Source organism: Nocardia sp. NPDC057272 (assembly GCF_042668615.1).
Lineage (GTDB): Bacteria > Actinomycetota > Actinomycetes > Mycobacteriales > Mycobacteriaceae > Nocardia.
Genome location: NZ_JBHUYK010000034.1, coordinates 20948 through 42963 on the forward strand (window position 1 = coordinate 20948; position 22016 = coordinate 42963).

Annotated in this window: 22 protein-coding genes; 10 read left to right on the forward strand and 12 right to left on the reverse strand. The window is 67.8% G+C overall.

The genetic code is table 11. From position 1 onward, the window contains the following. The first annotated feature begins 42 nt into the window (after positions 1–42). The 8 genes from ACFULV_RS30800 to ACFULV_RS30835 are packed head-to-tail and all read left to right on the forward strand — an operon-like array spanning position 43 to position 4847. Entirely contained in the window at positions 43–1200 is a 1158-nt protein-coding gene (locus tag ACFULV_RS30800) for an acyl-CoA dehydrogenase family protein (RefSeq protein WP_378662910.1), read from the forward strand. Beyond that, on the forward strand, positions 1200–1955 hold the full coding sequence (locus ACFULV_RS30805; protein WP_378662808.1) for an SDR family NAD(P)-dependent oxidoreductase: 756 nt from the start codon (positions 1200–1202) through the stop codon (positions 1953–1955). Before ACFULV_RS30800 ends, ACFULV_RS30805 begins: the two co-directional genes overlap by 1 nt. A 16-nt stretch (positions 1956–1971) precedes the next feature. Further along, positions 1972–2415, forward strand: coding sequence for a hypothetical protein (locus ACFULV_RS30810; RefSeq protein WP_189028412.1), 444 nt, complete (start codon positions 1972–1974; stop codon positions 2413–2415). Then, a complete protein-coding gene (locus ACFULV_RS30815; RefSeq protein ID WP_378662812.1) occupies positions 2415–2837 on the forward strand; it encodes a MaoC family dehydratase in 423 nt (140 codons plus the stop codon). The genes ACFULV_RS30810 and ACFULV_RS30815 overlap by 1 nt, the downstream gene beginning before the upstream one ends. After that, positions 2834–3658, forward strand: a complete 825-nt coding sequence (locus ACFULV_RS30820) for a hotdog domain-containing protein (protein ID WP_378662815.1) — start codon at positions 2834–2836, stop codon at positions 3656–3658. The genes ACFULV_RS30815 and ACFULV_RS30820 overlap by 4 nt, the downstream gene beginning before the upstream one ends. An 8-nt stretch (positions 3659–3666) precedes the next feature. Beyond that, positions 3667–4143 (forward strand): MaoC family dehydratase, encoded by a 477-nt coding sequence (locus ACFULV_RS30825; protein ID WP_378662818.1) that lies wholly within the window; start codon positions 3667–3669, stop codon positions 4141–4143. Positions 4144–4179: 36 nt separating this feature from the next. Further along, positions 4180–4557 carry an acyl-CoA dehydrogenase family protein gene (locus ACFULV_RS30830; protein ID WP_378662820.1) on the forward strand — a complete coding sequence of 126 codons (378 nt, stop codon included), beginning with the start codon at positions 4180–4182 and terminating at the stop codon, positions 4555–4557. Beyond that, positions 4554–4847, forward strand: coding sequence for a hypothetical protein (locus ACFULV_RS30835; protein WP_378662823.1), 294 nt, complete (start codon positions 4554–4556; stop codon positions 4845–4847). Before ACFULV_RS30830 ends, ACFULV_RS30835 begins: the two co-directional genes overlap by 4 nt. A 17-nt stretch (positions 4848–4864) precedes the next feature. Here ACFULV_RS30835 and ACFULV_RS30840 read toward each other — a convergent pair whose 3' ends face one another. Genes ACFULV_RS30840 through ACFULV_RS30855 form a run of 4 tightly spaced genes read right to left on the reverse strand, consistent with a single transcriptional unit; the run spans position 4865 to position 10458 of the window. Further along, positions 4865–5905 (reverse strand): acyl-CoA dehydrogenase family protein, encoded by a 1041-nt coding sequence (locus ACFULV_RS30840; RefSeq protein WP_378662825.1) that lies wholly within the window; start codon positions 5903–5905, stop codon positions 4865–4867. Positions 5906–5915: 10 nt separating this feature from the next. Continuing rightward, positions 5916–7091 carry an acyl-CoA dehydrogenase family protein gene (locus ACFULV_RS30845; protein WP_378662828.1) on the reverse strand — a complete coding sequence of 392 codons (1176 nt, stop codon included), beginning with the start codon at positions 7089–7091 and terminating at the stop codon, positions 5916–5918. Continuing rightward, positions 7088–9241, reverse strand: a complete 2154-nt coding sequence (locus tag ACFULV_RS30850; RefSeq protein WP_378662831.1) for a 3-hydroxyacyl-CoA dehydrogenase NAD-binding domain-containing protein — start codon at positions 9239–9241, stop codon at positions 7088–7090. The genes ACFULV_RS30845 and ACFULV_RS30850 overlap by 4 nt, the downstream gene beginning before the upstream one ends. 8 nt (positions 9242–9249) lie before the next feature. After that, the gene (locus ACFULV_RS30855) at positions 9250–10458 is read right to left on the reverse strand and encodes an acetyl-CoA C-acetyltransferase (protein WP_378662912.1); all 1209 of its coding nucleotides are present in this window, start codon (positions 10456–10458) and stop codon (positions 9250–9252) included. 194 nt (positions 10459–10652) lie between these two features. Between ACFULV_RS30855 and ACFULV_RS30860 the strand changes: the two genes are divergently transcribed. Beyond that, positions 10653–12110, forward strand: coding sequence for an aldehyde dehydrogenase family protein (locus ACFULV_RS30860; protein ID WP_378662834.1), 1458 nt, complete (start codon positions 10653–10655; stop codon positions 12108–12110). 27 nt (positions 12111–12137) lie between these two features. Beyond that, on the forward strand, positions 12138–13259 hold the full coding sequence (locus ACFULV_RS30865) for an NDMA-dependent alcohol dehydrogenase (protein WP_378662837.1): 1122 nt from the start codon (positions 12138–12140) through the stop codon (positions 13257–13259). A 171-nt stretch (positions 13260–13430) separates the two neighbouring features. Here the strand turns inward: ACFULV_RS30865 and ACFULV_RS30870 are convergent, their stop codons facing one another. The 8 genes from ACFULV_RS30870 to ACFULV_RS30905 all read right to left on the reverse strand — a co-directional run bounded on the left by ACFULV_RS30870 (position 13431) and on the right by ACFULV_RS30905 (position 22015). Next, the gene (locus ACFULV_RS30870; protein ID WP_378662840.1) at positions 13431–14036 is read right to left on the reverse strand and encodes a TetR/AcrR family transcriptional regulator; all 606 of its coding nucleotides are present in this window, start codon (positions 14034–14036) and stop codon (positions 13431–13433) included. 186 nt (positions 14037–14222) lie between these two features. Beyond that, positions 14223–14561 (reverse strand): hypothetical protein, encoded by a 339-nt coding sequence (locus tag ACFULV_RS30875; RefSeq protein WP_378662842.1) that lies wholly within the window; start codon positions 14559–14561, stop codon positions 14223–14225. Between the two features lie 96 nt (positions 14562–14657). After that, positions 14658–16805, reverse strand: coding sequence for a 3-hydroxyacyl-CoA dehydrogenase NAD-binding domain-containing protein (locus ACFULV_RS30880; protein WP_378662845.1), 2148 nt, complete (start codon positions 16803–16805; stop codon positions 14658–14660). Positions 16806–16813: 8 nt separating this feature from the next. Beyond that, positions 16814–18025, reverse strand: a complete 1212-nt coding sequence (locus ACFULV_RS30885; RefSeq protein ID WP_189028440.1) for an acetyl-CoA C-acetyltransferase — start codon at positions 18023–18025, stop codon at positions 16814–16816. A gap of 201 nt (positions 18026–18226) precedes the next feature. Further along, positions 18227–19450, reverse strand: coding sequence for a lipase family protein (locus ACFULV_RS30890; RefSeq protein ID WP_378662848.1), 1224 nt, complete (start codon positions 19448–19450; stop codon positions 18227–18229). A gap of 15 nt (positions 19451–19465) precedes the next feature. Continuing rightward, a complete protein-coding gene (locus tag ACFULV_RS30895; protein ID WP_378662851.1) occupies positions 19466–20065 on the reverse strand; it encodes a TetR/AcrR family transcriptional regulator in 600 nt (199 codons plus the stop codon). Between the two features lie 81 nt (positions 20066–20146). Continuing rightward, entirely contained in the window at positions 20147–21373 is a 1227-nt protein-coding gene (locus ACFULV_RS30900) for a DUF445 family protein (protein WP_378662853.1), read from the reverse strand. Positions 21374–21409: 36 nt separating this feature from the next. After that, on the reverse strand, positions 21410–22015 hold the full coding sequence (locus ACFULV_RS30905; protein ID WP_378662856.1) for a hypothetical protein: 606 nt from the start codon (positions 22013–22015) through the stop codon (positions 21410–21412). Position 22016: the final 1 nt, after the last annotated feature.

Sequence of the window (22016 nt, forward strand, 5' to 3'; positions counted from 1 at the left end):
TCAGAAAGGCAGAACATGACCAGCGGATCGAGTGCACCCAGCTTGCCCTTGGCACCCACCGAAGAGGAACGCGTCCTGCGCAGCACCGTCCGCGACATCGTGTCGCGCTGGGGCCACAGCTACTTCCAGGAATGTTCCCGCACCGGTGAGCCCATGCAGGAACTCTGGGACACCCTCGGCAAGTCCGGCTTCCTCGGACTCAACATCCCCGAGGAGTACGGCGGCGGTGGCGCCGGGCTGACCGAGTTGGCCATCGTGATGGAGGAGATGGCCGCCGGTGGCTGCCCCGAACTGGCGATGGTGCTGTCCCAGGGCATCGTCGGTTCGGTTCTGCCGCTACACGGCTCGCCCGAGCAGAAGCAGCGCTACCTGCCCGGGATCGCGAGCGGCGAGGAGAAGTTCGTCTTCGCCCTCACCGAGCCGGACGCGGGTTCCAACTCCCATAATGTCTCGACCACCGCCCGCCGCGACGGCGACGAGTGGGTCATCAAGGGCACCAAGTACTACATCTCCGGTGTCGACCACGCCGATCACATGCTGCTCGTGGCCCGGACCGGGACCGACGAACGCACCGGTCGCGGTGAGCTGACGCTGTTCATCATCGATGACCTGAACGTCCCCGGTTTCAGCAAGCAGCTGCTGCCGACCGCGCTGCGCGCCCCCGAGCGCCAGTTCACGCTCTTCTTCGACGATGTGCGGCTGCCTGCCGACGCGGTTGTCGGTGAGATCGGCCACGGGCTGCGGCCACTGTTCGACGGTCTCAACCCCGAGCGGGTGCTCAGTGCCGTGATCTGCACCGGGGTGGGTCGCTACGCACTCGAAAAGGCCGTCGACTACGCCGAGTCCCGTGCCGTGTGGGGCGTGCCGATCGGCGTCCACCAGGGCGTTCAGCATCCGCTGGCCGAGGCGGCGATCGAACTCGAGGCCGCCCGCGGCATGTTGTGGCGCGCCGCGGCGCTCTTCGACGCGGGGTGCCCGGCCGGCGAGGAGTCGAACATGGCCAAGTTCCTGGCCTCCCGCGCGGGGATGAAGGCGTTGGACACCGCCATCCAGACCCACGGCGGGAACGGTCTGGCCGAGGAGTACGGCCTCGCCGACCTGTGGTCGATCCTGCGGCTGCAGCAGATCGCACCGGTCTCCACGCAGATGGTGCTCAACCACATCGCCCAGCACACGCTCGGTCTGCCGAGGTCCTACTGATGATCGACCTCACCGGACGCACGGTCGTCGTCACCGGCGGCAACAGCGGACTCGGCCTCGGCATGGCGCACGGCCTCGGCCGTGCCGGCGCGTCGGTGGCCGTCTGGTCGCGGACCGCCTCGCGCAACGACGCCGCGGTCGCCGACCTTCGTGCAGCGGGAATCGACGCCTCGTCGGTCGCCTGCGACACCGCCGACGAAGCGGGTGTCGAGGAGGCGATGGCGCGGACGCTCGAGCGGCACGGCAAGATCGACTCGCTGTTCGCCAACGCCGGGATCTCGGACGACGCACCCTTCCTCGACACGTCCCTCGAACAGTGGCACCACGTCATGCGGACCAACCTGGACGGCACCTTCCTGTGCACCAGGGCCGTTGCCCGCCACCTGGTGGAGCGCGGCGAAGGCGGCTCGATGGTGGTCGTGTCCTCGACGATCTCCCGCTACGGCGGCGTCGGAATGGCGGCGTACGGGACAAGCAAGAGCGGCTTGGTCGGCCTGGGCCGCACCCTGGCGGTCGAGCTCGCACGGCACAAGGTCCGCGTCAACATCCTCATCCCGGGCTGGACGGCCACCGCGATGAACGACTACCTGCGCGAGAACGAGGCCTTCGTCCGGGCGACCACCGCGCGTACGCCCGCGAGGCGCTGGGCCACGCCTGAGGAGTTCCACGAGGTCGCGACCTTCCTCGCCGAGCCGTCCCTCACCTTCCACACCGGCAACGAAGTCATCGTTGACGGTGGCTACACCGTCTACTGACGAAGGAGTCAACCGCATGAGTGTTCCCGTCGAGACCCTGCAGAGAGAACTGCGGGGCCGCCGGCTGCCGGGCGGTGAGATCACCCTCGAGCGGCATGAGACCGCGATCGCCGAGGATGCGCTGCGCGCGGAACCGGACGGCACCGACGCCGCGCATCCGGCCTGGTTCATCATCGCCTCGCTGCGCTGCATGGGAGTCAGCGTCGAGGAGCTGTGCGCGCTGGCCCACCAGGACAGCGGCGACACGCTGCTGTTCGGCAGCTGCCGGATCGATCAGACGAACACGCTGCGGGCCGGCGCGACCTACGCGGCGCAGGCCCACATCGGCGAGGTCGGCTCCCGCCACGCCCGCGATGGCTCCCGGCTGGATTCGGTCGAGGTCGTCGTGGAGCTTTCCGAGGCGGGCACCCCGGCCGGAACTATCACCAGCACATATCTTTTCAAGAGGGGACTGGCCTGATGACAGCGTCACCCACGGTCGGCGACGAACTCCCCGAGCGGCTGGTCACGGCCGTCCGCGCAGAGGACATCCGCATGGTGGCCCTCATCCTGCGCGACCCGAACCCGATCCACTTCGACCTCGCCGCCGTCCAGGCGGCCGGGCTCGGCGACCGCGCGATCAACCAGGGCGGCGCCACGATGGCCTACGTGATGAACCTGCTCACCGAGTGGGCGGGCTCGCGCAAGGCACTGCGCAGCATCGAGTGCTCCTTCCGCGGCAATGTCGCGGCCGGTGACGACGTCTCGGTCGGCGGTCGGGTGACGGCGGTCGAGCCGACCACCGACGGAGCGCTGGTCGATGTCGAGGTCTGGGCCGACGTCGTCGGCGGTCGGCGGGCGATCGCCGGCTCGGCCACCGTGTTCCTGGCGGTCGGCGCATGATCATCACCGGTGACCGGGCGGCCGATACCGCTGCCCTGATCAACAGTGGTCGCGGCCCCGCCGAGAATGCGTTCGGCGTGGCAGTGAACCTGCGCACCAACTCCCATTCGGTGACCGGCACGCAGCCGGTCGATATTCTGCCGAGCGGTGCCGACGGCCGTCCGGCCGTGGGCCCGCTCGGTGTCCTGGTCGACGACGTGAATGGCCTGTGCCTGCTCGGGGCTTCCGCCGAGCACCGGGGTTCTGTCTCGGTCGAGATCTCGATGGACTTCGTGGCACCGCTGCCCACCGAGGGCGTGCTGCTCGCACTGGCGACGGGCACCGATGTCGACGGCATCGTCGGGCACGCCACGGGAACGGTCCGTGACGGCGCTGGGCGTCTGCTGGTCACCGCCAGCGTGCACGGCCGGTTCGTCGAGGGGCCCACGCTCGACTCGGAGGGGCCGCAGCACCCGGCACCGCTGCGCGGCGGCGACGTGCTCACGCTGCTCGGCGCGACCTTCACCGAAACCGACGGCGTCGGCAGCCTGGGACTTGCCGACGGCACCCGCTGGGCCAACCGGCTGGGCGCTCTGCACGGCGGGATCGCGATCTGCGCCGCCGAAGCCGCGGCGACGTGCATGAGCGCCGAATCGTCGTTGCGCACCACGTCGCTGACGGTCGCGTACGCCCGTGCCATGACGGCGGACCGCACCCTGCGGTTCGACGCGCGGTTGCTGCACGCCGGCCGGACGATGCGCGTCATCGAGGTCGTCGGCCACGCCGACGGCCGGCCCTGCACCTACGCCCGGGTGATCCGGCAGTCATCGCCGGGAGAATGAGGATGGTTATGCACGAATTCCCCGACGTACCGTCCTTCCTGGCCCAGGTCGGCACCGAGCTCGGCGTCAGTGATTGGGTCGACGTCGTCCAGGAACGCATTGATCTCTTCGCGGAGGCGACAGGCGATCACCAGTGGATCCATGTCGACATCGCGCGCGCGGCCGAGGGGCCGTTCGGTGGCACCATTGCCCACGGCTACCTCACGGTGTCGATGGTCCCGGTCTTCCTCCAGCAGGTGTACACCATCGGCCAGGTCGCCTCGATCCTCAACTACGGACTCGACAAGGTGCGCTTCCCACACCCGGTGATCAGCGGCGCGCGTGTACGCGGCCGGATCGTGCTCGCCGCTGTCGAGCCGGCCAGCGCCGGACACAAGGTCACCCTGTCGGTGACAGTCGAGATCGAAGGCGTCGCCAAACCCGCCTGCGTCGCGCAGGTGATCCACATCGTTATCGCGCAGGAGGAGCACATCAATGTCGACTGAGGACGTGGTCGCCGCCACCTGATCGTTCATTCTCCGGTGGCCCGCCGTGCCCACGAGGCCGCGGTCACCTACGCCGCCGAGCGGCAGATGTTCAGTTCCCGGCTCGCCGATGTGCGCATGGCCCAGCGGATGATCGCCGACAACGAGATCGACCTGGCCGCCACACATTCGCTGCTGAACGTGGCCTGCGCCGAACTCGACGCGGGCAGGCACGCTTCTGCGGCCACCTCGATCGCCAAGACCTTCGCCGCCGAAACGCTCGGCTGGGTGGTCGACCGCGTCGGTCGCTGCTGGAGCGGGCAGTGGGAGATGTTCGGCACCCCGACATTGCAGGCCGACGGTGTCGCCGTGGCCGCCGAGCTGGCGGCCCGTGTGCCGGAACAGCTTTCGACCGGCTGGCGGTCGTGGCGATGATGTGCGCCTACCGGCACCCGGCGCTGGATCTGATCCTGGGTCAGCCCAGCGCGTGGACCAGCGAGCGGCTGCCCAAGCCGATCGCACTGGCCGAGGCCTACGAGCGCGCGGGCGGAGTTCCGTTGGCGCACTGGTCGTTCCACATGGCGCTGGCGTATTTCAAGATCGGCGTGATCGCCGCCGGCATCGAGCACCGTCGCCAGGCTGGAGCCGGTGGTTCCGGGCACGACACTGCGGGCGATTCGGTCGCGACCTACCTGGAGCCGGCTCGCACAACGCTTCGCGACTGAGCGAGCCAACCCCCGGCTCACCCCAGGCCGAGAAGTTCGGCCAACCGCTGCCGCTGCACAACCAGTCGCCCACGGGCCGACTGGTTGTGCCGTGCGCGGCGGAACCACAGATGCGCGTCGTGTTCCCACGTGTAGCCGATACCGCCGTGCAGGCGCAGGCATTCCGACACCACGTGGGTGCCCGCCGCCGCGATCCGGCACCACGCCGCCACCGCGGCCAGTTCCGCATCGGCATCCCGATTCGTCGCTGCCGCAACGGCGTCGGCCAGCAGCGCGTCGGCCTGGGCAACCTCGCAGGCCAGCTCGGCCAGCTGGTGCTTGAGACCCTGGAACGAGCCGACGACCCGCCCGAAGGCGGTGCGGGCGTTGAGGTATTCCACCGATTCGGCCAGTGCGTGGCGCATCAGCCCGAACTGTTCGGCAGCAGCCAGCACCGTCGCCGCGACGACCAGTTCGGTGGCGAGCTCGGCGGTGATGTCGAAGAATTTCGCATCGGCCCCGGCAAAGGTCATCCGGCCCGCACGACGGGTCTCGTCCAGCGGATGTTCAACCGGGGTCACCGTCGCCGTACTGGTCTCGAGCACCGCCAGCCGGTTGCCGAGCACCGCGACCACCACGGCGAGATCCGCGGCGTGATCCAGTGTCGGAATCGTGCCGCTGACCTGCTCGCCAGCCGTGAGATCGTGGGCATCGGCGAGTACCAGCGCAGCCGGTGCCGTCCCCGCCGCGATCCGCCCGGCCGCCTTGCTCGCACCGGCCCGCGACAACGCCAGCCCGGCCAGCATCGTCGAGGTGAGCGGGCCGGGAACCAGTCCCGCGCCCAGTTCCGTCGCGGCGATGGCGGCCGCGTCCAGCTCGGCCCCGGCGCCGCCGTCGGCCTCGCCGACCAGCAGGCCGGGCAGATCCATCTCCGCCGCCCAGGTCTGCCACCAGGCCGGATCCATCGGCGCACCGGCACCGGCCCGCGTCGCGTCGACGGGGGAGTGCGCCGCGATCATCGCGCGCACGGAGCCGGCGAATTGGCTCAGTTCGGGTTCAGTTGTCAGCACGCGAGTCATCGGCGCTTCCTCAATTCGCAGGTAGGTCCCGGAACGGCACAGCCAGGTCGGCTTGCGGTTCACGGGGCAGGCCGAGTACTCGTTCACCGATGATCGTGAGCTGGATTTCGTCGGTGCCGCCACCGATCGCGAGCTTGCGCGACTGCAGGATGTCGTGGCGCAAGTCTTCGTCCAGGTCGGCGTCGCCGAGCAGATCGACGGCGAGATCGGCGGCAACGCAGTTCAGCCGCGCCTTCAGCAGTTTGCCGATCGAGCCACGGGAACCGGGGTCGATTCCGGCGTCGATCTCCTGGGCGAGCTTCTCGTCGGTGAGATCGGCCGCGCGAGCGGCCAGGTACAGGTCGACCAGCTGATCGGCCACGAGCGGACTGTCGAGCAGCCCCCGCGCGCGTACCCGACCGGCCAGGCCGCCGAACGACAGCGGACCCTCGGCCGCATTGTCGACACCGAGACCCGCCGAGACGGCCAGCCGCTCGAGCACCAGCAGCGTGCGCGCGGCCTTCCAGCCGCCGCCCACCCCGCCGACCACGGCGCTCGCCGGCACACGCAGCCCGTCGAAGAACACTTCGTTGAAGTCCGATGCCCCGGTCATGTCGCGCAGCGGACGCACAGTCACGCCCTGCTCGCGCATCGGGACGATGAACATCGTCAGCCCGCGGTGCTTGGGCACGTCGGGATCGGTGCGCGCCAACAGGATTCCGAAATCGCAGTAGTGCGCGCCGGTCGTCCAGACCTTCTGCCCGGTGATCACGAAGTCGTCGCCATCGGACACCGCGCGGGTGCGCAGCGCCGCCAGGTCCGACCCGGCCGCGGGTTCGGAGAACAGCTGACACCACACCTCGCGCCCCTGCAGCAGTGGCCGCAGATAACGCTGCCTCTGCTCCTCGGTCCCGAGTTCGCGCACGATCGGCCCGCACATGCCCAGACCGATCCCGAAGACCGCGCCCAGCGGCAGATCGTAGGCGGCGGCCTCCGACCAGAACGCCTTCTCCTCCGGCTGACCCAGACCACGGCCGCCGTATTCGACCGGCCAGGAGATGCCCGAGAAGCCCGCGTCGTACACCCGTCCGAGGAACGCCTGCGCGAAGGCCACGAACTCCGGCGTGCCGGGCGCGGGGACTTCGTCGCGACCCGGGGCGTTGGCCGCCAGCCAGGCCCGGATCTCCTCCGACAATGCCGTGGTCACGACAGTTCGAAGCGGTCGGAGGTCTCGCTGAGCGCGACGATGGCCGCCGGAACCTGGAACCGGTCGCCGTAGCGCTCGGCGAGTTCCGTCGCACGCGCGACGAAGCCCTCGAGCCCGCCGGCGTAGCCGTTCACGTAGTTGATGACACCGCCGGTCCAGCCCGGGAATCCGATGCCGAGCAGCGAGCCCACGTTCGCGTCCGGGATCGAGGTCATCACGCCTTCGTCGAAGGTGCGCAGGGCCTCGATGGTCTCGGCGAACAGCATCCGCTCGACGATGTCGGTGAACGGGATCTCGTAGCCGGGCTTGCGGAAGTGCTCTTCGAGCCCGGGCCACAGCCGGGTCCGCTTGCCGTTCTCGAACTCGTAGAACGCGCCGCCGCTGGTCCGGCCGAAGCGGCCGAACTCCTCGATCATCCTGGCCATCACCGGCTCGCCCGGGTGCACGACCCATTCCTCACCGGCGGCCAGCGCCGCGGCCTTGGTCTCCATGCGCACCTTGTGCGGCAGCGTGATGGTGAGTTCGTCGGAGAGCTGCAGTGGCGGCGCGGGATAGCCCGCCTGCAGCCCGGCCTGCTCGATGGACGCGGCGCTGATGCCCTCGCCCAGCATCGCCAGCGCCTCGTCGGTGAACTTGGTGATCACCCGGCTGGTGAAGAAGCCGCGCTTGTCGTTGACGACGATATTCGTCTTGCCGAGCGCCACACCGAGATCGAACGCCCGCGCGACTGCTTCCGGGCTGCTCTCGGCGCCGACGACGATCTCGAGCAGCGGCATCCGGTCGACAGGGGAGAAGAAGTGCATCCCGACGAAATCCTCGCGTCGCTGCACGGCGGCGGCGAGCTCGCTGATCGGCAGCGTGGAGGTGTTGGTCGCCAGCAGGGCGCCCGGCAGGTGCGGCTCGGCGTCGCGGAAGGTCTGGCTCTTGAGCGCCGGGTCCTCGAACACCGCCTCGATCACGGCGTCGGCACCCTCGAACGCGGCGTAGTCGGTGACGACCGTGATCCGGTCGAGCAGCGCCTGCCCCTTCTCCGCGCTGAGCTGTCCGCGGTCGATGCCCTTGGCGACGAGCTTGCGGCTGTAGTCCTTGCCGCGTTCGGCGGCGGCTTCGTCAACGTCCTTGAGCCGCACCGAGATCCCGTTCTTGGCGGCCTGGTACGCGATGCCCGCGCCCATCATGCCCGCACCGATCACGGCGAGGGTGGCGACCGGAGCGGTCTCGCCGACCTTCGGCCGGCCCGCACCGGCGGCGACCGCGCGCAGGTCCAGGAACTTGCCCTGGATCATGTTCTTGGCGACCTGACCGGCGGCCAGCGACAGGAAGTAGCGGGTCTCGATCAGCTGGGCGGCATCGAAGCCCACCCGGCTGCCCTCCACCGCGGCGGAGACAACAGCCTGCGGCGCCGGGTAGGGCGCGCCCTTGGTACGCAGGTGCACGGCGCCCGAGAGCGCGTTGCCCAGCGTCTCGGCGTCGGGCCCAGGGATCTTGTGGCCCTTGACATCCCACGGCTGCGCGGCGGCCGGGTTGGCCTCGATCCACGCGACAGCGGCCGCGCCCAGTTCCTCGGGGGAGTCGGCCAGTTCGTCGATCAGACCGAGCTTCTGGGCGGCGTCCGCGGCGAGCGTTCGCCCGTCCAGAATCAGCTCGATCGCCTTCTGCAGGCCCAGTATCCGCACCGAGCGCACGATCCCTCCACCACCGGGCAGCAGACCCAGGCTCACCTCGGGGAACGCGACCTTGACCCCGCGCAGCGCGACACGGTGGTGGGTGGCCAGCGCGATCTCGAGGCCACCGCCCATCGCGGCACCGTTGAGCGCGGTGACGACCGGCTTGCCGAGGCGCTCCAGGCGGCGCAGGTAACCGAGCATCTCGGTCACCTCGGCGTGGAATTCGGTCACGTCGTCCGGGGTGACCTTGATGAGTGAGATGAGGTCGCCGCCGGCGAAGAACGACTTCTTGGCCGAGGTCACAATGACGCCGCGCAGGTCGGCGTCGGCCTCGAGGTCGGCGACGGCCTGCCCGAAGGCGGCCCGGAACGCCGGGGTCATCGTGTTCGCGGCGGAAGCCGGGTCGTCGAAGGTGAGGGTGACGATGCCGTCTTGCGCGGTACGGGTGATCACGTCGGTGGTGGTCAAGGCAGTGTGCTCCATCTCGGTCGTCAGACGCGTTCGATCAGGGTGGCGACGCCCATGCCGCCGCCGACGCAGAGGGTGATCAGGGCCCGCCTGCCACCGGTGCGCTCCAGCTCGTCGAGCGCGGTGCCGGCGATCATGGCACCGGTCGCGCCGAGCGGGTGGCCCATGGCGATCGCGCCACCGTTGACGTTGAGCTTCTCGTCCGGGATGTCGAAGTCCTTCTGGTACTTCAGCACCACGGCCGCGAATGCCTCGTTGAGCTCGAACAGGTCGATGTCGTCGACCGTGAGCCCTGTTCGCTCGAACAGCTTGCGGGTGGCCGCGGTCGGCCCGGTGAGCATGAGCGTGCCGTCGACACCGGAGAGCGCGGCCGAGGTGATCCAGGCACGCGGGGTGAGGCCGAACCGTCGGCCCGCCTCCTCGGTCCCGACCAGGACCGCCGCGGCGCCGTCGACGATGCCGGAGGAAGAACCGGCCGAATGCACGTGCTCGACCTTCTCGACCCAGTGGTAGCGCGCGAGCGCCATCGCATCGAAGCCGTAGGAGCCGTAGGTCGCGAACGACGGTGCCAGCGAGCCGATCGCCTCCTGGGTCACCTCCGCCCGGATCGCCTCGTCGCGCTCGAGCAGCACGATCCCGTTCTGGTCGACCACGGGCACCACGGATCGGTCGAACCGACCGGCATCCCACGCGGCGGCGGCACGCTGGTGCGAGCGCACCGAGTACGCGTCCACGTCGTCGCGGGTGAACCCCTCCAGGCTCGCGAGCAGGTCGGCCGCGATGCCCTGCGGCTCGAGCCGGTTGTCCAGCACGGTCGCCGGGTCCGACATCATCGGCCCGCCGTCAGAGCCCATCCGCACCCGCGACATCGATTCGACGCCGCCGGCGATCACGAAGTCCTCCCACCCGGACCGCACCTTCTGCGCCGCGAGATTCACCGCTTCGAGCCCCGAGGCGCAGAAACGATTGATCTGCATGCCGGTCACGTGGTCGGGCAGGCCCGCGCTCATGGCCGCGGCCTTGGGCAGGTCAGCGCCGTGCTCGCCGACCGGGGTCGCGTTGCCGAACACGACGTCGACGATCTCGCCGGGGTCGAGGGTGGGGTTGCGGTCGACGATTGCGCGGATGACATCGGCGGCCAGCGTGATCGGCTTGACCGAATGGAGTGCGCCGGTGGAGCGTCCCCTGCCTCGCGGGGTTCTGATGGCGTCGTAGATGAACGCTTCTGTCACGGCCAGATCGCTCCTCATAGATCAACTGTTTGCACTGCTCGACGTTAGGAGGGTGGCGTCAGGCGGGCCGCGGTCTGTGTCGTATTGGGACATGTCCTGGGTCACATCGCGTCGATACGATCGGGGCGTCAGCTCATCTGCGCCTCAGCGGGTTTCTCCTGAACGGCGCGACCAGACATTCATCAGGAGCACCAATGACCGCGACACAGACCCCTGGGTCCCTGCGTTCTTTTGATCAACTGTTCGTAGGCGGTCGCTGGGTCGCCCCTGCCGGTGACGCCCGCATCGATATCGTCTCGCCCACCACCGAGGAGCTGCTCGGCTCCGTTCCGGACGCGACCGATGCCGATGTCGATGCGGCGGTCGCCGCGGCCCGCGCCGCGTTCGACAAGGGCGAGTGGTCCTCCACCACGCCGGCCGAGCGCGCTGTATTCCTGAACCGGATCGCCGACGAGATGGAAAAGCGGCTGCCCGAGATGGCCGGCGCCTTCGCCCTCGAGCTCGGTGCCCCCGACGCGGTCGCCACCCGTTTCCACCAGATCGCCATCGAAGTGTGGCGTCGCAACGCCGCGCTGCTGAGCACCTTCGAGTTCTCCGAGGCCACCGAGTGGGGCGAGGGGTCGGGCACGCTCTTCCGCGAGCCGGTCGGTGTGGTGGCCGCGGTCAGCCCGTGGAACGGGCCGGTGGTCCTCAACAGCCTCAAGATCTCGGCTGCCCTCGCGGCCGGCTGCACCGTCGTCGCCAAGCCCGCGCCCGAGGCGCCCGTGTCGGTGATGATCATGGCCGAGGCCATCGAGGCCGTCGGTCTGCCCGAAGGCGTCGTGTCGATCCTGCCCGGCGGCCGTGAGGTCGGCGAGTACCTCGTCACGCGCCCCGATATCGACAAGGTCTCCTTCACCGGCAGCACCGGTGCCGGTAAAGCGGTGATGGCGGCGGCCGCCGACCGCATCGCCCGGGTCACCCTCGAGCTCGGCGGCAAGTCCGCCGGCATCATCCTCGAAGACGCCGACCTGTCGGAGGTACTGCCCACCCTGCTCGCCGCCGGCGTCGGCCACAGCGGCCAGGTGTGCGCGGCGATCACCCGCGTGCTCGCCCCCCGTTCGCGCTACGACGAGATCTGCGGCGCGCTGGCGGCGGCCATCGGCACCCTGAAGGTGGGCGACCCGCGGGTCGATCCCGAGGTCGCCATCGGCCCGCTGGTCGCGCAGCGTCAGCAGAAGCGCGTGCTCGACTACATCGAGCTCGGTGTGCAGGAAGGCGCCCGGGTCGCCGTCGGCGGCGGTGTGCCGAAGGATCAGGATCGTGGCTGGTTCGTCGAGCCGACCCTGCTCGTCGATGTCGACAACTCCATGCGGGTCGCCCGCGAGGAGATCTTCGGCCCGGTCATCGTCGTGATCCCCTACACCGACGTCGACGACGCGGTGGCCATCGCCAACGACTCCGAGTACGGACTGTCCGGCGCGGTGTACTCGGCCGATCACGCCGCGGCCTCCGCTGTCGCGCGACGGATCCGCACGGGTCAGATCAACGTCAACACCGCCGGTGTCTGCCTGTACGCCCCGTTCGGTGGGTTCCGCCAGTCCGGTATGGGTCGCGAAGGCGGCAACGATGGTCTGCTGCCCTACCTGGAGACAAAACTCATCATCGGCTGATACCAGCGATCGAACGAAAGGTATTTCATGGTCTACAAGACCCGTGCCGCGCTGGTGATGCCGACGCCGGGCAAGCTCGAGATTCATGAGGTCGATCTCGACGCGCCTCGCCAGGGCGAGCTGACGGTGCGGATGCTCGCCAGCGGGCTCTGCCACTCCGATGATCACATCATCAACGGTTCCGTCGTCCCCGGCACCGTGCCGATGTGCGTCGGTCACGAGGGTGCCGGCGAGGTCGTCGAGGTCGGTCCCGGTACGCCGGGCTGGGAAGTCGGCGACCGCGTGGTGTTCGGCTTCGTCCCCGCGTGCGGCCGGTGTCGCTGGTGCGCACTGGGCATGCAGAACCTCTGCGACCTCGGGGCCTTCGTGGTCGTCGGCTCCCGGTTCGACGACGAGACCTCGTTCCGCATGTCGCTCGATGGCACACCGGTCAGCCAGTTCTGTGGGATTTCCACGCTCAGTGAGTACACGACCGTGAGCACCGCGAGCGCGGTGAAGGTCCCCAAGGACCTCCCGCCCACCAGCGTCTGCCTGCTCAGCTGCGGCGTGCAGACAGGGTGGGGCTCGTCGGTCAACTCGGCCGAGGTCCGGCCGGGCGACACCGTGATCATCGTCGGTCTCGGCGGTGTCGGCATGAGCGCCGTCCAGGGTGCGAGCTTCGCCGGTGCCAGCCACGTGCTGGCCGTGGACACAGTGGAGTTCAAGCGCGAGCAAGCGCTGAATTTCGGTGCGACGCACACCTTCTGCTCGCTCGATGAGGCCGCCGATTTCGCGCGGTCGCTGACCAACGGGCAGGGCGCGGACTCGGTCGTGGTGACGGTCGGCGTGCTCACTGCTGCCGAGATCTCGGGCGGTATCGCGGCGATCCGTAAGGCGGGCACTCTGGTGCTCACCGCCGCCGGCGCGGGGAACCTACAGGTCGAGCTCCCCACCAGCGATATCACCATGTCCCAGAAGCGGATCACGGGCACGCTGGCCGGGGCGTGGAGCCCGCACACCAGCATCCCGACGCTGCTGCGGCTCTACACAGAAGGTCACCTGAAGCTGGACGAAATGGTGACCACCAGCTACAAGCTCGACGATGTCAACGATGGTTTCCGCGACATGCTCGCCGGGAAGAACATCCGTGGAGTTGTCGATTTCACGTAGGACGGACGTCGCCGGGCCCGGTCTCGGCGATCTCTGAGAAGGTGCCTCCCGGCCGCACGATATAGGCCGAAACGGGCGGAGCCGGCGGATCGCTCGATCCGGCCGACTCCGCCCGAATCTGTAGATCGGCGCCCGCACGACCACCGCCGCCGCCGCGCCCGATCAGTGCGACTAGTGAATCATGGGTGCCAGATACCGCGCGGCGTACTCCCTCATCTGAGCGTCGTCAGTGAGATCGAGGGTGATCGACGGGAGATTTACGAACGACGCGATGATCCGGATGTAGGTTTCGACAACGATGCGCAGCTGGTCACGGGGCATCGTCGTTCCCGCGTACTGCAAAGTATCGGAGATCGCGTCGATCAACTGATTCATCAGTATCCCGGAGTCGTCGGAGCGCACACCGAGCAGCCGCTCCACGACGTCCGGTTCGATGTCCAGCATCCGCCGCAGGAGCGGAACCTCCTGCAACTGCTTGAACGCCTCGCAGAACGCCTCGACGAACGCGTCTCGTGCGTTCAAGCCTTTCGCGCTCGTGATCAGGCGAGCCATCCACACTTCTCGCTCCCGAGCACCGACCGCGGACAGCAGCTCGTCCCTGTTGGGGAACCGCCGATAGAGCGTGCTCCGACTCACGCCGGAGAGTCGCGCGATCCGGTCCATGCTGGCACGCCGGAAGCCGACCTCGGCGAACTCACGGGCCGCAGCGTCAACGATGGCCGCTTCCTGCTGCTCCGGCGTCGCGTCCTTGCGCAGCGGCGGTCGGCGCGTGGTCATCAGTCACCTCGGTTCGTCACTTACGGGGCCACGGTCGCCCCGCGCGCGTCCAACCCTACTCACGGCGCGCCGCCGGACTCGCGGCGGCGCGCCTGATCACGGCAGGGTCTGCTTGCTCGCGGGGCGAATCAAGCGGCAGGCGAAGCGAACCCGCTGCCTGGTGATGAGCGCCCGATCGAACCGTATTCATTCTCCTGGCCTGGGAGAGCGCGGGGCCGAATCGCTGATATCGGCGACGGGTACGATTCGTCCGGCTTCGACGAGTATGTGGAACGCCATGGCCTTGCGCTCGCAGGATTCACGTCGGCATCGCACGTGTTCGCGCATTTGCCAGTGTGCCTGGGCGACGGTGAATCCGACGAGCGGCGCGTGATGGCTGTCGTCGGTCGTATCCTGGGCGGCTTTTCGTCCGGCAGCTTCCTTGGCCACGCGGTAGTGCACGATGGTCGATGTCGCGAACGAGAGTGTCACCACCACGGCGATGGCTCCGAGAATCATTGCAGCGTACTGCAATACGCTGTTCAATGATGTGATCCCTCTCAATCCGTACTGCTCCAGCGCAGCGCGCTGTACCCCGAGCGGAGCCGAGCCTTGGTGAGGGGCACGGCTCCGCTCCGGACGTCACTCGCGAAGCGACGCGGGTACGTGGAATCGCTCGCCGTACTGTGCCGCGAGCTCATCGGCACGCCGCACGAACGCGGCCTTGCCCTCGCCTTCGTAGCCGGCGATGAACTGGTGCACGCCACCGGTCCAACCCGGGTAACCGATGCCGAAGATCGAGCCGATGTTGGCGTCGGCCGAGGTGGTGAGCACACCCTCGTCGAAGCACTTCTGGGTCTCGATCGCCTCGATGAACAGCATCCGGTCGATCAGATCGCGGATCGGCACGGTCTCACCCGCCACCGAGTCGTACTCGGTGCGCAGGCCCGGCCACAGCTTCAGCCGCTTGCCGCTCTCGTCGTATTCGTAGAAGCCCGCCTTCTCCAGGCGACCCGGACGACCCTGCGCCAGCATGAATTCCATGACGCGGTAGGCGGGATGGTCCACCGGCATGGTGACCTCGCCACGCTCGGCGGCCTCGCGGGTCTCGTTGGCGACCTTCTCCATGAGCTTGAGGTTGAGCTCGTCGGCCAGCTGCAGCGGAGGCGCCGGGTAGCCGGCCTGCGCGCCCGCCTGCTCGATGGTCGCCGGCTCGATGCCCTCGGTGAGCATCCCGATCGCCTCGTGGATGAAGGTGGTGATCACCCGCGAGGTGAAGAAGCCACGGCTGTCGTTGACAACGATCGGCGTCTTGCGGATCGACAGGGTGTAGTCGAAGACGCGGGCCAGCGCTTCGTCAGAAGTCTTCTCGCCCTTGATGATCTCGACCAGCGGCATCTTGTCGACGGGGGAGAAGAAGTGGATGCCGATGAAGTCCTGCTCGCGCTCGACCCCCGTCGCCAGACCACTGATCGGCAGGGTGGAGGTGTTGGAACCCAGCAGCGCGTCGGGTTCGACGATGTCCTCGATCTCCTGGAACACCTTGTGCTTGAGCTCGGTGTTCTCGAAGACGGCCTCGATCACGAAGTCGACGCCGGCGAAGTCGTCCGCCGAGGCCGTCGGGGTGATCCGGTCCAGCAGCGCCTTGGACTTCTCCTCGGTGGTCTTGCCACGTGAGAGCGCCTTGGCTTCGAGCTTCTCGCTGTAGTTCTTGCCGCGTTCGGCAGCCTCGATGGTGACGTCCTTGAGGACGACCTCGTAGCCGGCCTGCGCGGAGACGTAGGCGATGCCCGCGCCCATCATGCCTGCCCCGAGCACACCGATCTTGCGGATCTCGCGCTTGGGGATGTCCTTCGGACGGGAGCCGCCGTTGTTGATCGACTGCAGATCGAGGAAGAACGCCTGCATCATGTTCTTCGCGACCGGACCGGTCACCAGGGAGATGAAGTAGCGCGACTCGATCAGCGACGCGTCGTCGAAACCGACCTGCGCACCCTCGACCGCCGCCGCCATGATGGCGCGCGGCGCGGGCATGTTGGTGCCCTTGAGCTGTTTGCGCAGGTTGGCCGGGAACGCGGGCAGGCTCGACGCCAGCGCGGGCGAGGACGGGCTGCCGCCGGGGATCTTGAAACCCTGGACATCCCATGGCTGCACGCACGCCTGCGGGTTCGCGGCGATCCACACCTTCGCGGCGGGCACGAGCTCGGCGATCGAGCCGACCAGCTCGTCGACCAGGCCGATTTCCTTGGCCTTGGCCGGGCTGTTGCGCTGGCCCTGCAGCAGCACGCCCATCAGCGCGTTCTGGATACCGAGCATGCGCACGGTGCGGGTGATGCCGCCGCCCGCGGGCAGCAGTCCCAGGCTCACCTCGGGCAGACCGATCTGGCTGCCCTTCACCTCGGCCGCGATGCGGTGGTGACAGGCGAGCGCGATCTCGAGGCCGCCGCCGAGGGCAGCACCGTTGATGGCCGCGACGACCGGCTTGCCGAGCAGCTCGAGCCGGCGCAGCGCGCCCTTGATCTGGTCGAGCTCGGCCATGAACGACTCCGCCTGATCCGGCGCGGTCAAGATCATGTCCTTGATGTCGCCGCCGGCGAAGAAGGTCTTCTTCGCCGAGGTGAGCACGACACCGGTGATGTCGTCCTTCTCGGCCTCGAGGCGCTCGACGGTCGTGGTCATCGACGCCTTGTACAGGGCGTTCATGGTGTTGGCGCCCTGGTTGGGGTCGTCCATGGTGAGCACGACGATGCCGTCGGCATCGCGCTCCCAACCGATCATGTTCTCGGTCATGGGAAGAATCACACCCTCTCGATGATCGTCGCGACGCCCATGCCGCCGGCCACACACAGCGTGAGCAGCGCGTACCGGCCGTTGCGGCGCTCGAGCTCGTCGATCATGGTGCCGGTGATCATCGCGCCGGTGGCGCCGAGCGGGTGGCCCATCGCGATCGCACCGCCGTTGACGTTGAGCTTCTCGTCCGGGATGTTCAGATCCTTCTGGAACTTCAGGACGACGGCGGCGAACGCCTCGTTGATCTCGAACAGGTCGATGTCGTCGACCGTCAGCCCCGCCAGCGCGAGGGCCTTCTCGGAGGCCGGCGTCGGGCCGGTCAGCATGATGGTGGCGTCGGCGCCGCTGGTCGCGGTCGCGACGACGCGGGCGCGCGGGGTCATGCCGGAGGCCCGACCCGCTTCCTCGGAACCGACCAGCAGCAGCGCCGCACCGTCGACGATGCCCGAGCTGTTGCCGCCGTGGTGCACGTGGGTGATGTCCTCGACCCAGTGGTACTTCTGTAGCGCCACCGCGTCGAAGCCACCTGCCTCGCCGAGCGCGGCGAACGACGGCTCGAGCCGGCCCAGATCCGCGACGGTGGTGCCGGGGCGCATGTGCTCGTCGTGATCGAGCACGACCAGGCCGTTGACGTCCTTGACCGGGACCACGCTCTTGGCGAAGTAGCCGCCGGTCCAGGCCGCGGCGGCGAGCTGCTGCGAGCGCACCGCGTAGGCGTCGACGTCTTCGCGGCTGAAGCCCTCCATCGTGGCGATCAGGTCGGCACCGATGCCCTGCGGGGCGTAACCGATGTCGTAGTTGGTCGCCGGATCGGCCACGATGGCACCGCCGTCGGAGCCCATCGGGACCCGCGACATGGATTCGACACCACCGGCGAGCACGAGCTCGTCGAAACCCGAACGGACCTTCTGCGCGGCCAGATTGACCGTCTCGAGGCCCGACCCGCAGAAGCGGTTGAGCTGCACGCCGCCCACAGTGTTGGGCATCTTCGCGGCGAGGACCGCGGTGCGCGCGATGTCGCCACCCTGGTCGCCGATCGGGGAGACGACGCCGAGCAGAACGTCGGAGATGCGATCCTCGTCCAGATCGGGGAACCGGCTACGGAGTTCGTCGATAAGTCCGACGACGAGATCGACGGGCTTCACCGAATGCAGCGAGCCCTTCTTGACTTTGCCGCGCGGCGTACGGAGCGCGTCGAATATGAATGCCTCAGTCGGCACGTCGTAGTTCCTTTCGTGATGCATCTCCCTGCCGCGCGCCCGGTGGCGATTCTGCGGGGAGCGCGGGCGACACCCTCGGCCGAAGAACGGCAGCAAGGTCCGGATCGCATGTCATGGTAGCAGGGTGACCGTACGGGCGGTCAATATACATGCGGGGAATCGATGCATCGCCTCAACACATTGCGGGTTGTCGGCATCGGCTCAGCACGTGGTTGGCGCGACCTTTCCGGCGAACCGGTCAGCGAGGTAGGGGATCGCGTACTCGATGCCGCGCGCTGCCTCGACGAGGTGCTCGCTGCCGGGAATCGCCAGGTGCTCGACGCGAACTCCGTTGGCGCACATGCGATCGACCATCGACATGCCCGACGAATACGGGACCAGCTCGTCACCGGTGGCGTGGTAGTAGAACACCGGCTGCGCGGGCAGGCCCGGTTGTGTCAGCGGGCTGTTCTGCCACATCAGGCTCTCGAGCTTGTCGGCGCCCTCGGTGCTGAGGTGTTTGCCGAAATCGAGTCCGGGATAGCGCGCGGTGCCATCGAAGATGCAGTCGGCCTGGCTTTCCGCGATGATGCGCCGACCGGTGTCATCGAGGTGAGACTCCAGCTGAGCCTGCGGATACGCCCGCGATTGCGCGACGAACAGGATTGGCACGCCGCCGCCGAACGGGCCGCCGTTGGCCGTGTCGTAGACCTCGCGCGAGTCGCTGCCCGTACCGCCGTAGGCCAACCCGGCGAAGTCGAGCTCCGGTGCGTAGGTGGGTTGGTACATGGCCGCGATCAAGCTGGCATAACCACCGCCGGAGTATCCCGTCAGTCCCATGGGGGCATTCGGGTCGATACCGGCCGGTGCGAAGGACCGCGCGGCGCGGATGCCGTCGAGGACGCCGTGTGCGGTCATCTTCGCGTTGGTGAACAGCGAATCCGGTCCCTGGTAGTCGGCAACAGCGACTGCCCAGCCGGTGTGCAGGAGCTTCGGCACTGAGGTGACGACATCGCTGACCGCGCCGCCGAGCAGCCCGCCACCGCGCAGTGCCAGCGATGGCGCGCACCGCAGACCGACACCGTCTTCGGCGGACTGGAACGACACCAGCGGGCGTGGACCGGGACCAGTCCACGGGGTGTTCGGTACGAGCACGGTCACCACGGTGGCGGTGGCCTGGCCGGTGTGGTCGGTGGTCTTGTATTTGACCTGCCAGGCCTTGGCGTCGAGCGGGACGGGGCCGACAGAGGCGGTGATCGGCCGCGAATCGAGTACTGTGCCGTTGGCCGACCCGGCGATATCGCCTGGTACCGCGTAGAACGGGTCAGCGTCAGGGGCGGTCACCGCTGGGTTGTCCAGCGGTGACGCCGCGATCGGACCGGCCAGCAATACCCCGAGACTCGCGCACACTGCCATACATGCGCCGGCGGACTTCTTGCGATACAACGTTCGCACTCCTGTTCAATGGGCGAACGCGCCGAACCAGAGCGCGCGTCCGAGGGTTCGGGTGAAGGCGTCGTCGTCGTCCGCACTGCCGTGCTGCAAGTGTTCGACCAACGCGTCGTAGGTGCCGCGAATCATGAATCGGGCCAGGTGGATCGGGTCCATATCGGTGCTGATCGAGCCGGCCTGCCGCAATGTGGCGACGCGCTGGCTGATCACCTCGACATGACCTTCCATGGCGCGATGCAGGGCGTCCTCGATGTCGGGGTGGGCGGCGGTCGCGTCGAAATACGCTTGCCACAGTTCCGCGTTCGCACGCCCGATGCGCAGCATGCGGCCGATCGTCTCGGCCAGTCCCTTCCATGATGTAGCCGGTTCCGTCAACCAGAAGTTCGCCGACTCCTGTGTCGACTCGGCGAGGCTGGGAACCGCGATGCGCTGGACCAGAACGCCTTTGCTGGTGAAGTACTTATAGAAACTCGCGCGCGATACATCGGCGAGTTCGATAATCGATTCCACCGTTAGATCCGAGAACCGTGTGCCGCCCCGGAGCAGGATGGCCGCGGCCTCGAACACGCGGCGTTCGGTGGTCGTTCGCCGTCGGCTCGATGGTGTCACGCGGTCGGTGTCAGTTCGGAGAATATGTTTTCCTGCACACCTTAAATATACATTGTGTTCAATTAGCGCAACGGCCTTCGGTCAATGCAGTAGCAGAAGAACCTGGAGTTCGCCGATCAGGAAGCCGAGGATGGCGCCCACGGTCACGATCTTCCACTCGTCCTGTTTGAAGGCCGGGCGCAGGAGGCCCTCGTACTCATCGGGGGTCATCAGCTTCATCTTCTCGACGATGAGGGTGTTCACGTCGAGGGCGTGCATCGTGTACTGCTCGATGCTCCGCGTCTCCTCGGGCAGGCGGGTGCGGATCGTGTCGACAATGTCCTTCTTGATGAAGTCCAGGTTGCCGACCGCCAGTTCGACCAGCGGCTTGGCTATGCCCATCTGCTGGTCGAGTACACGGTCGATCTCATGCTCGATGAGGGAGAAGAGGCGGTCGGACTGTGGCCCGGTCAGCATGGCGTCGATCATGTTGGCGGGGGAGAGGATTTCGGTCGCGATCAAGTTTCCGTAGTCGACGGCGACGGTGTCACGGCGCTTGTGGAACATCCCCTGCCAGCGGAAGATGCCGAGGTACCGGCGAGGTTCGATCGGGCGGAAGACCATCTGCAAGGCCAGCCAGTCGGTCGAGTACCCAACGAACGCGCCGAACAGCGGCATGATCAGGGCCGAGTGGGTGAGCGCCCAGACCGCGGCTTGGACGATGCCGAGTGTGAAACCGAGGTACAGACCCGACCTGACGATGAATCGCATCTCGGGCGCGGCGAGATCACGGATCATCCGCACCGACAACGCCTTGTCCTTCATCAGGGCGTCGATGGCCATCGTGCGCAGGTCGAAAACGACGTTCACGTTCGCTTTGAGGTCGTCCATCGTCTCGGCGATGATCGTGGGCGCGTCGGCCTGGATACGCTGCAGGAGCAGGCGCCGGGCCGCGGGCGGGACGAGCTCCCACAGGCCGGGCCGGTGCCGCATCATGATCTCGTCGACGAGTTCCTCGACGGTGGCCAGCAGCGGTCCCTGGACATGCTCGGCCAGCTCGGCTGGATCGATGCGGTCGATGATCTCCTGCGGGTCGACCAGTCGCGAGAGCATGAGATCGACTGCCACGGTGGCCATCCGGGCGGAATAGCGCGGAATCAGGCCCTGCCACCCGAGATAGGGCGGTATTCCGACGAATTCCAGCGGCCGGAACAGCATTTCGACCGCTACGAGTTTGGTCAGGTAACCGATCGCCGCGGCGATGAACGGCATCGCGGCGTACAGGTACCAATGTTGCTGAACGTCAGCGACGATGCCTGACCAGTCCAATTGCTCATCCTTGCTGTGAAGTTGTGACCTACTGCGCTACTTGGCTGGTAGTGCGTCGAGGCCGCCGCCGACTTCGGTGATCTTCCAACCGTCGTTCTTGTCGAGGGTGACGGTGTAAGTGACCGTCGTGCGCCCGCCCTGGGGCGACTGCGCACTGGTGGAATCGACATCGAGGAAGGCGTTGACCTTGTAGACGCCACCGGACTCCGACTTCACCGCGGCCTGGACCGGTGTCGCCTTCGACGTCCACTGCAACGGCAGGATGATCTGCTCCAGCTGCGTAGCAGTGGCATCGAACTTCGCCGAGAGCTGCGGGGTCGTGTTGGCCTTGAGCTTGGCCAGCCACGCTTTCGGGTCGCGATAGTCGATGGTGGACGCGCCGACCGCATAGTCCATCGCGGCCTGTTCGGCCTGTTTGTCCGCGGCGGCGCGCGCATCCCGATCGGATAGTTCGCCGCGCTCCGACAAGTAGAGCGCGCCGAAGGTCACGGTGGTCACCGCTAACCCTGCGACGCAGGCGACAGTAGCGACCGTGGACAGGCGCACACTGATCTGGCGCCCCTCCGCGGTACCCGTCGGCTTCTCGGTGGTCTCGCCGGCCTTCTTCTCGGTTCCGGCGGGCTTTTCGTCAGTGGTGTTCATA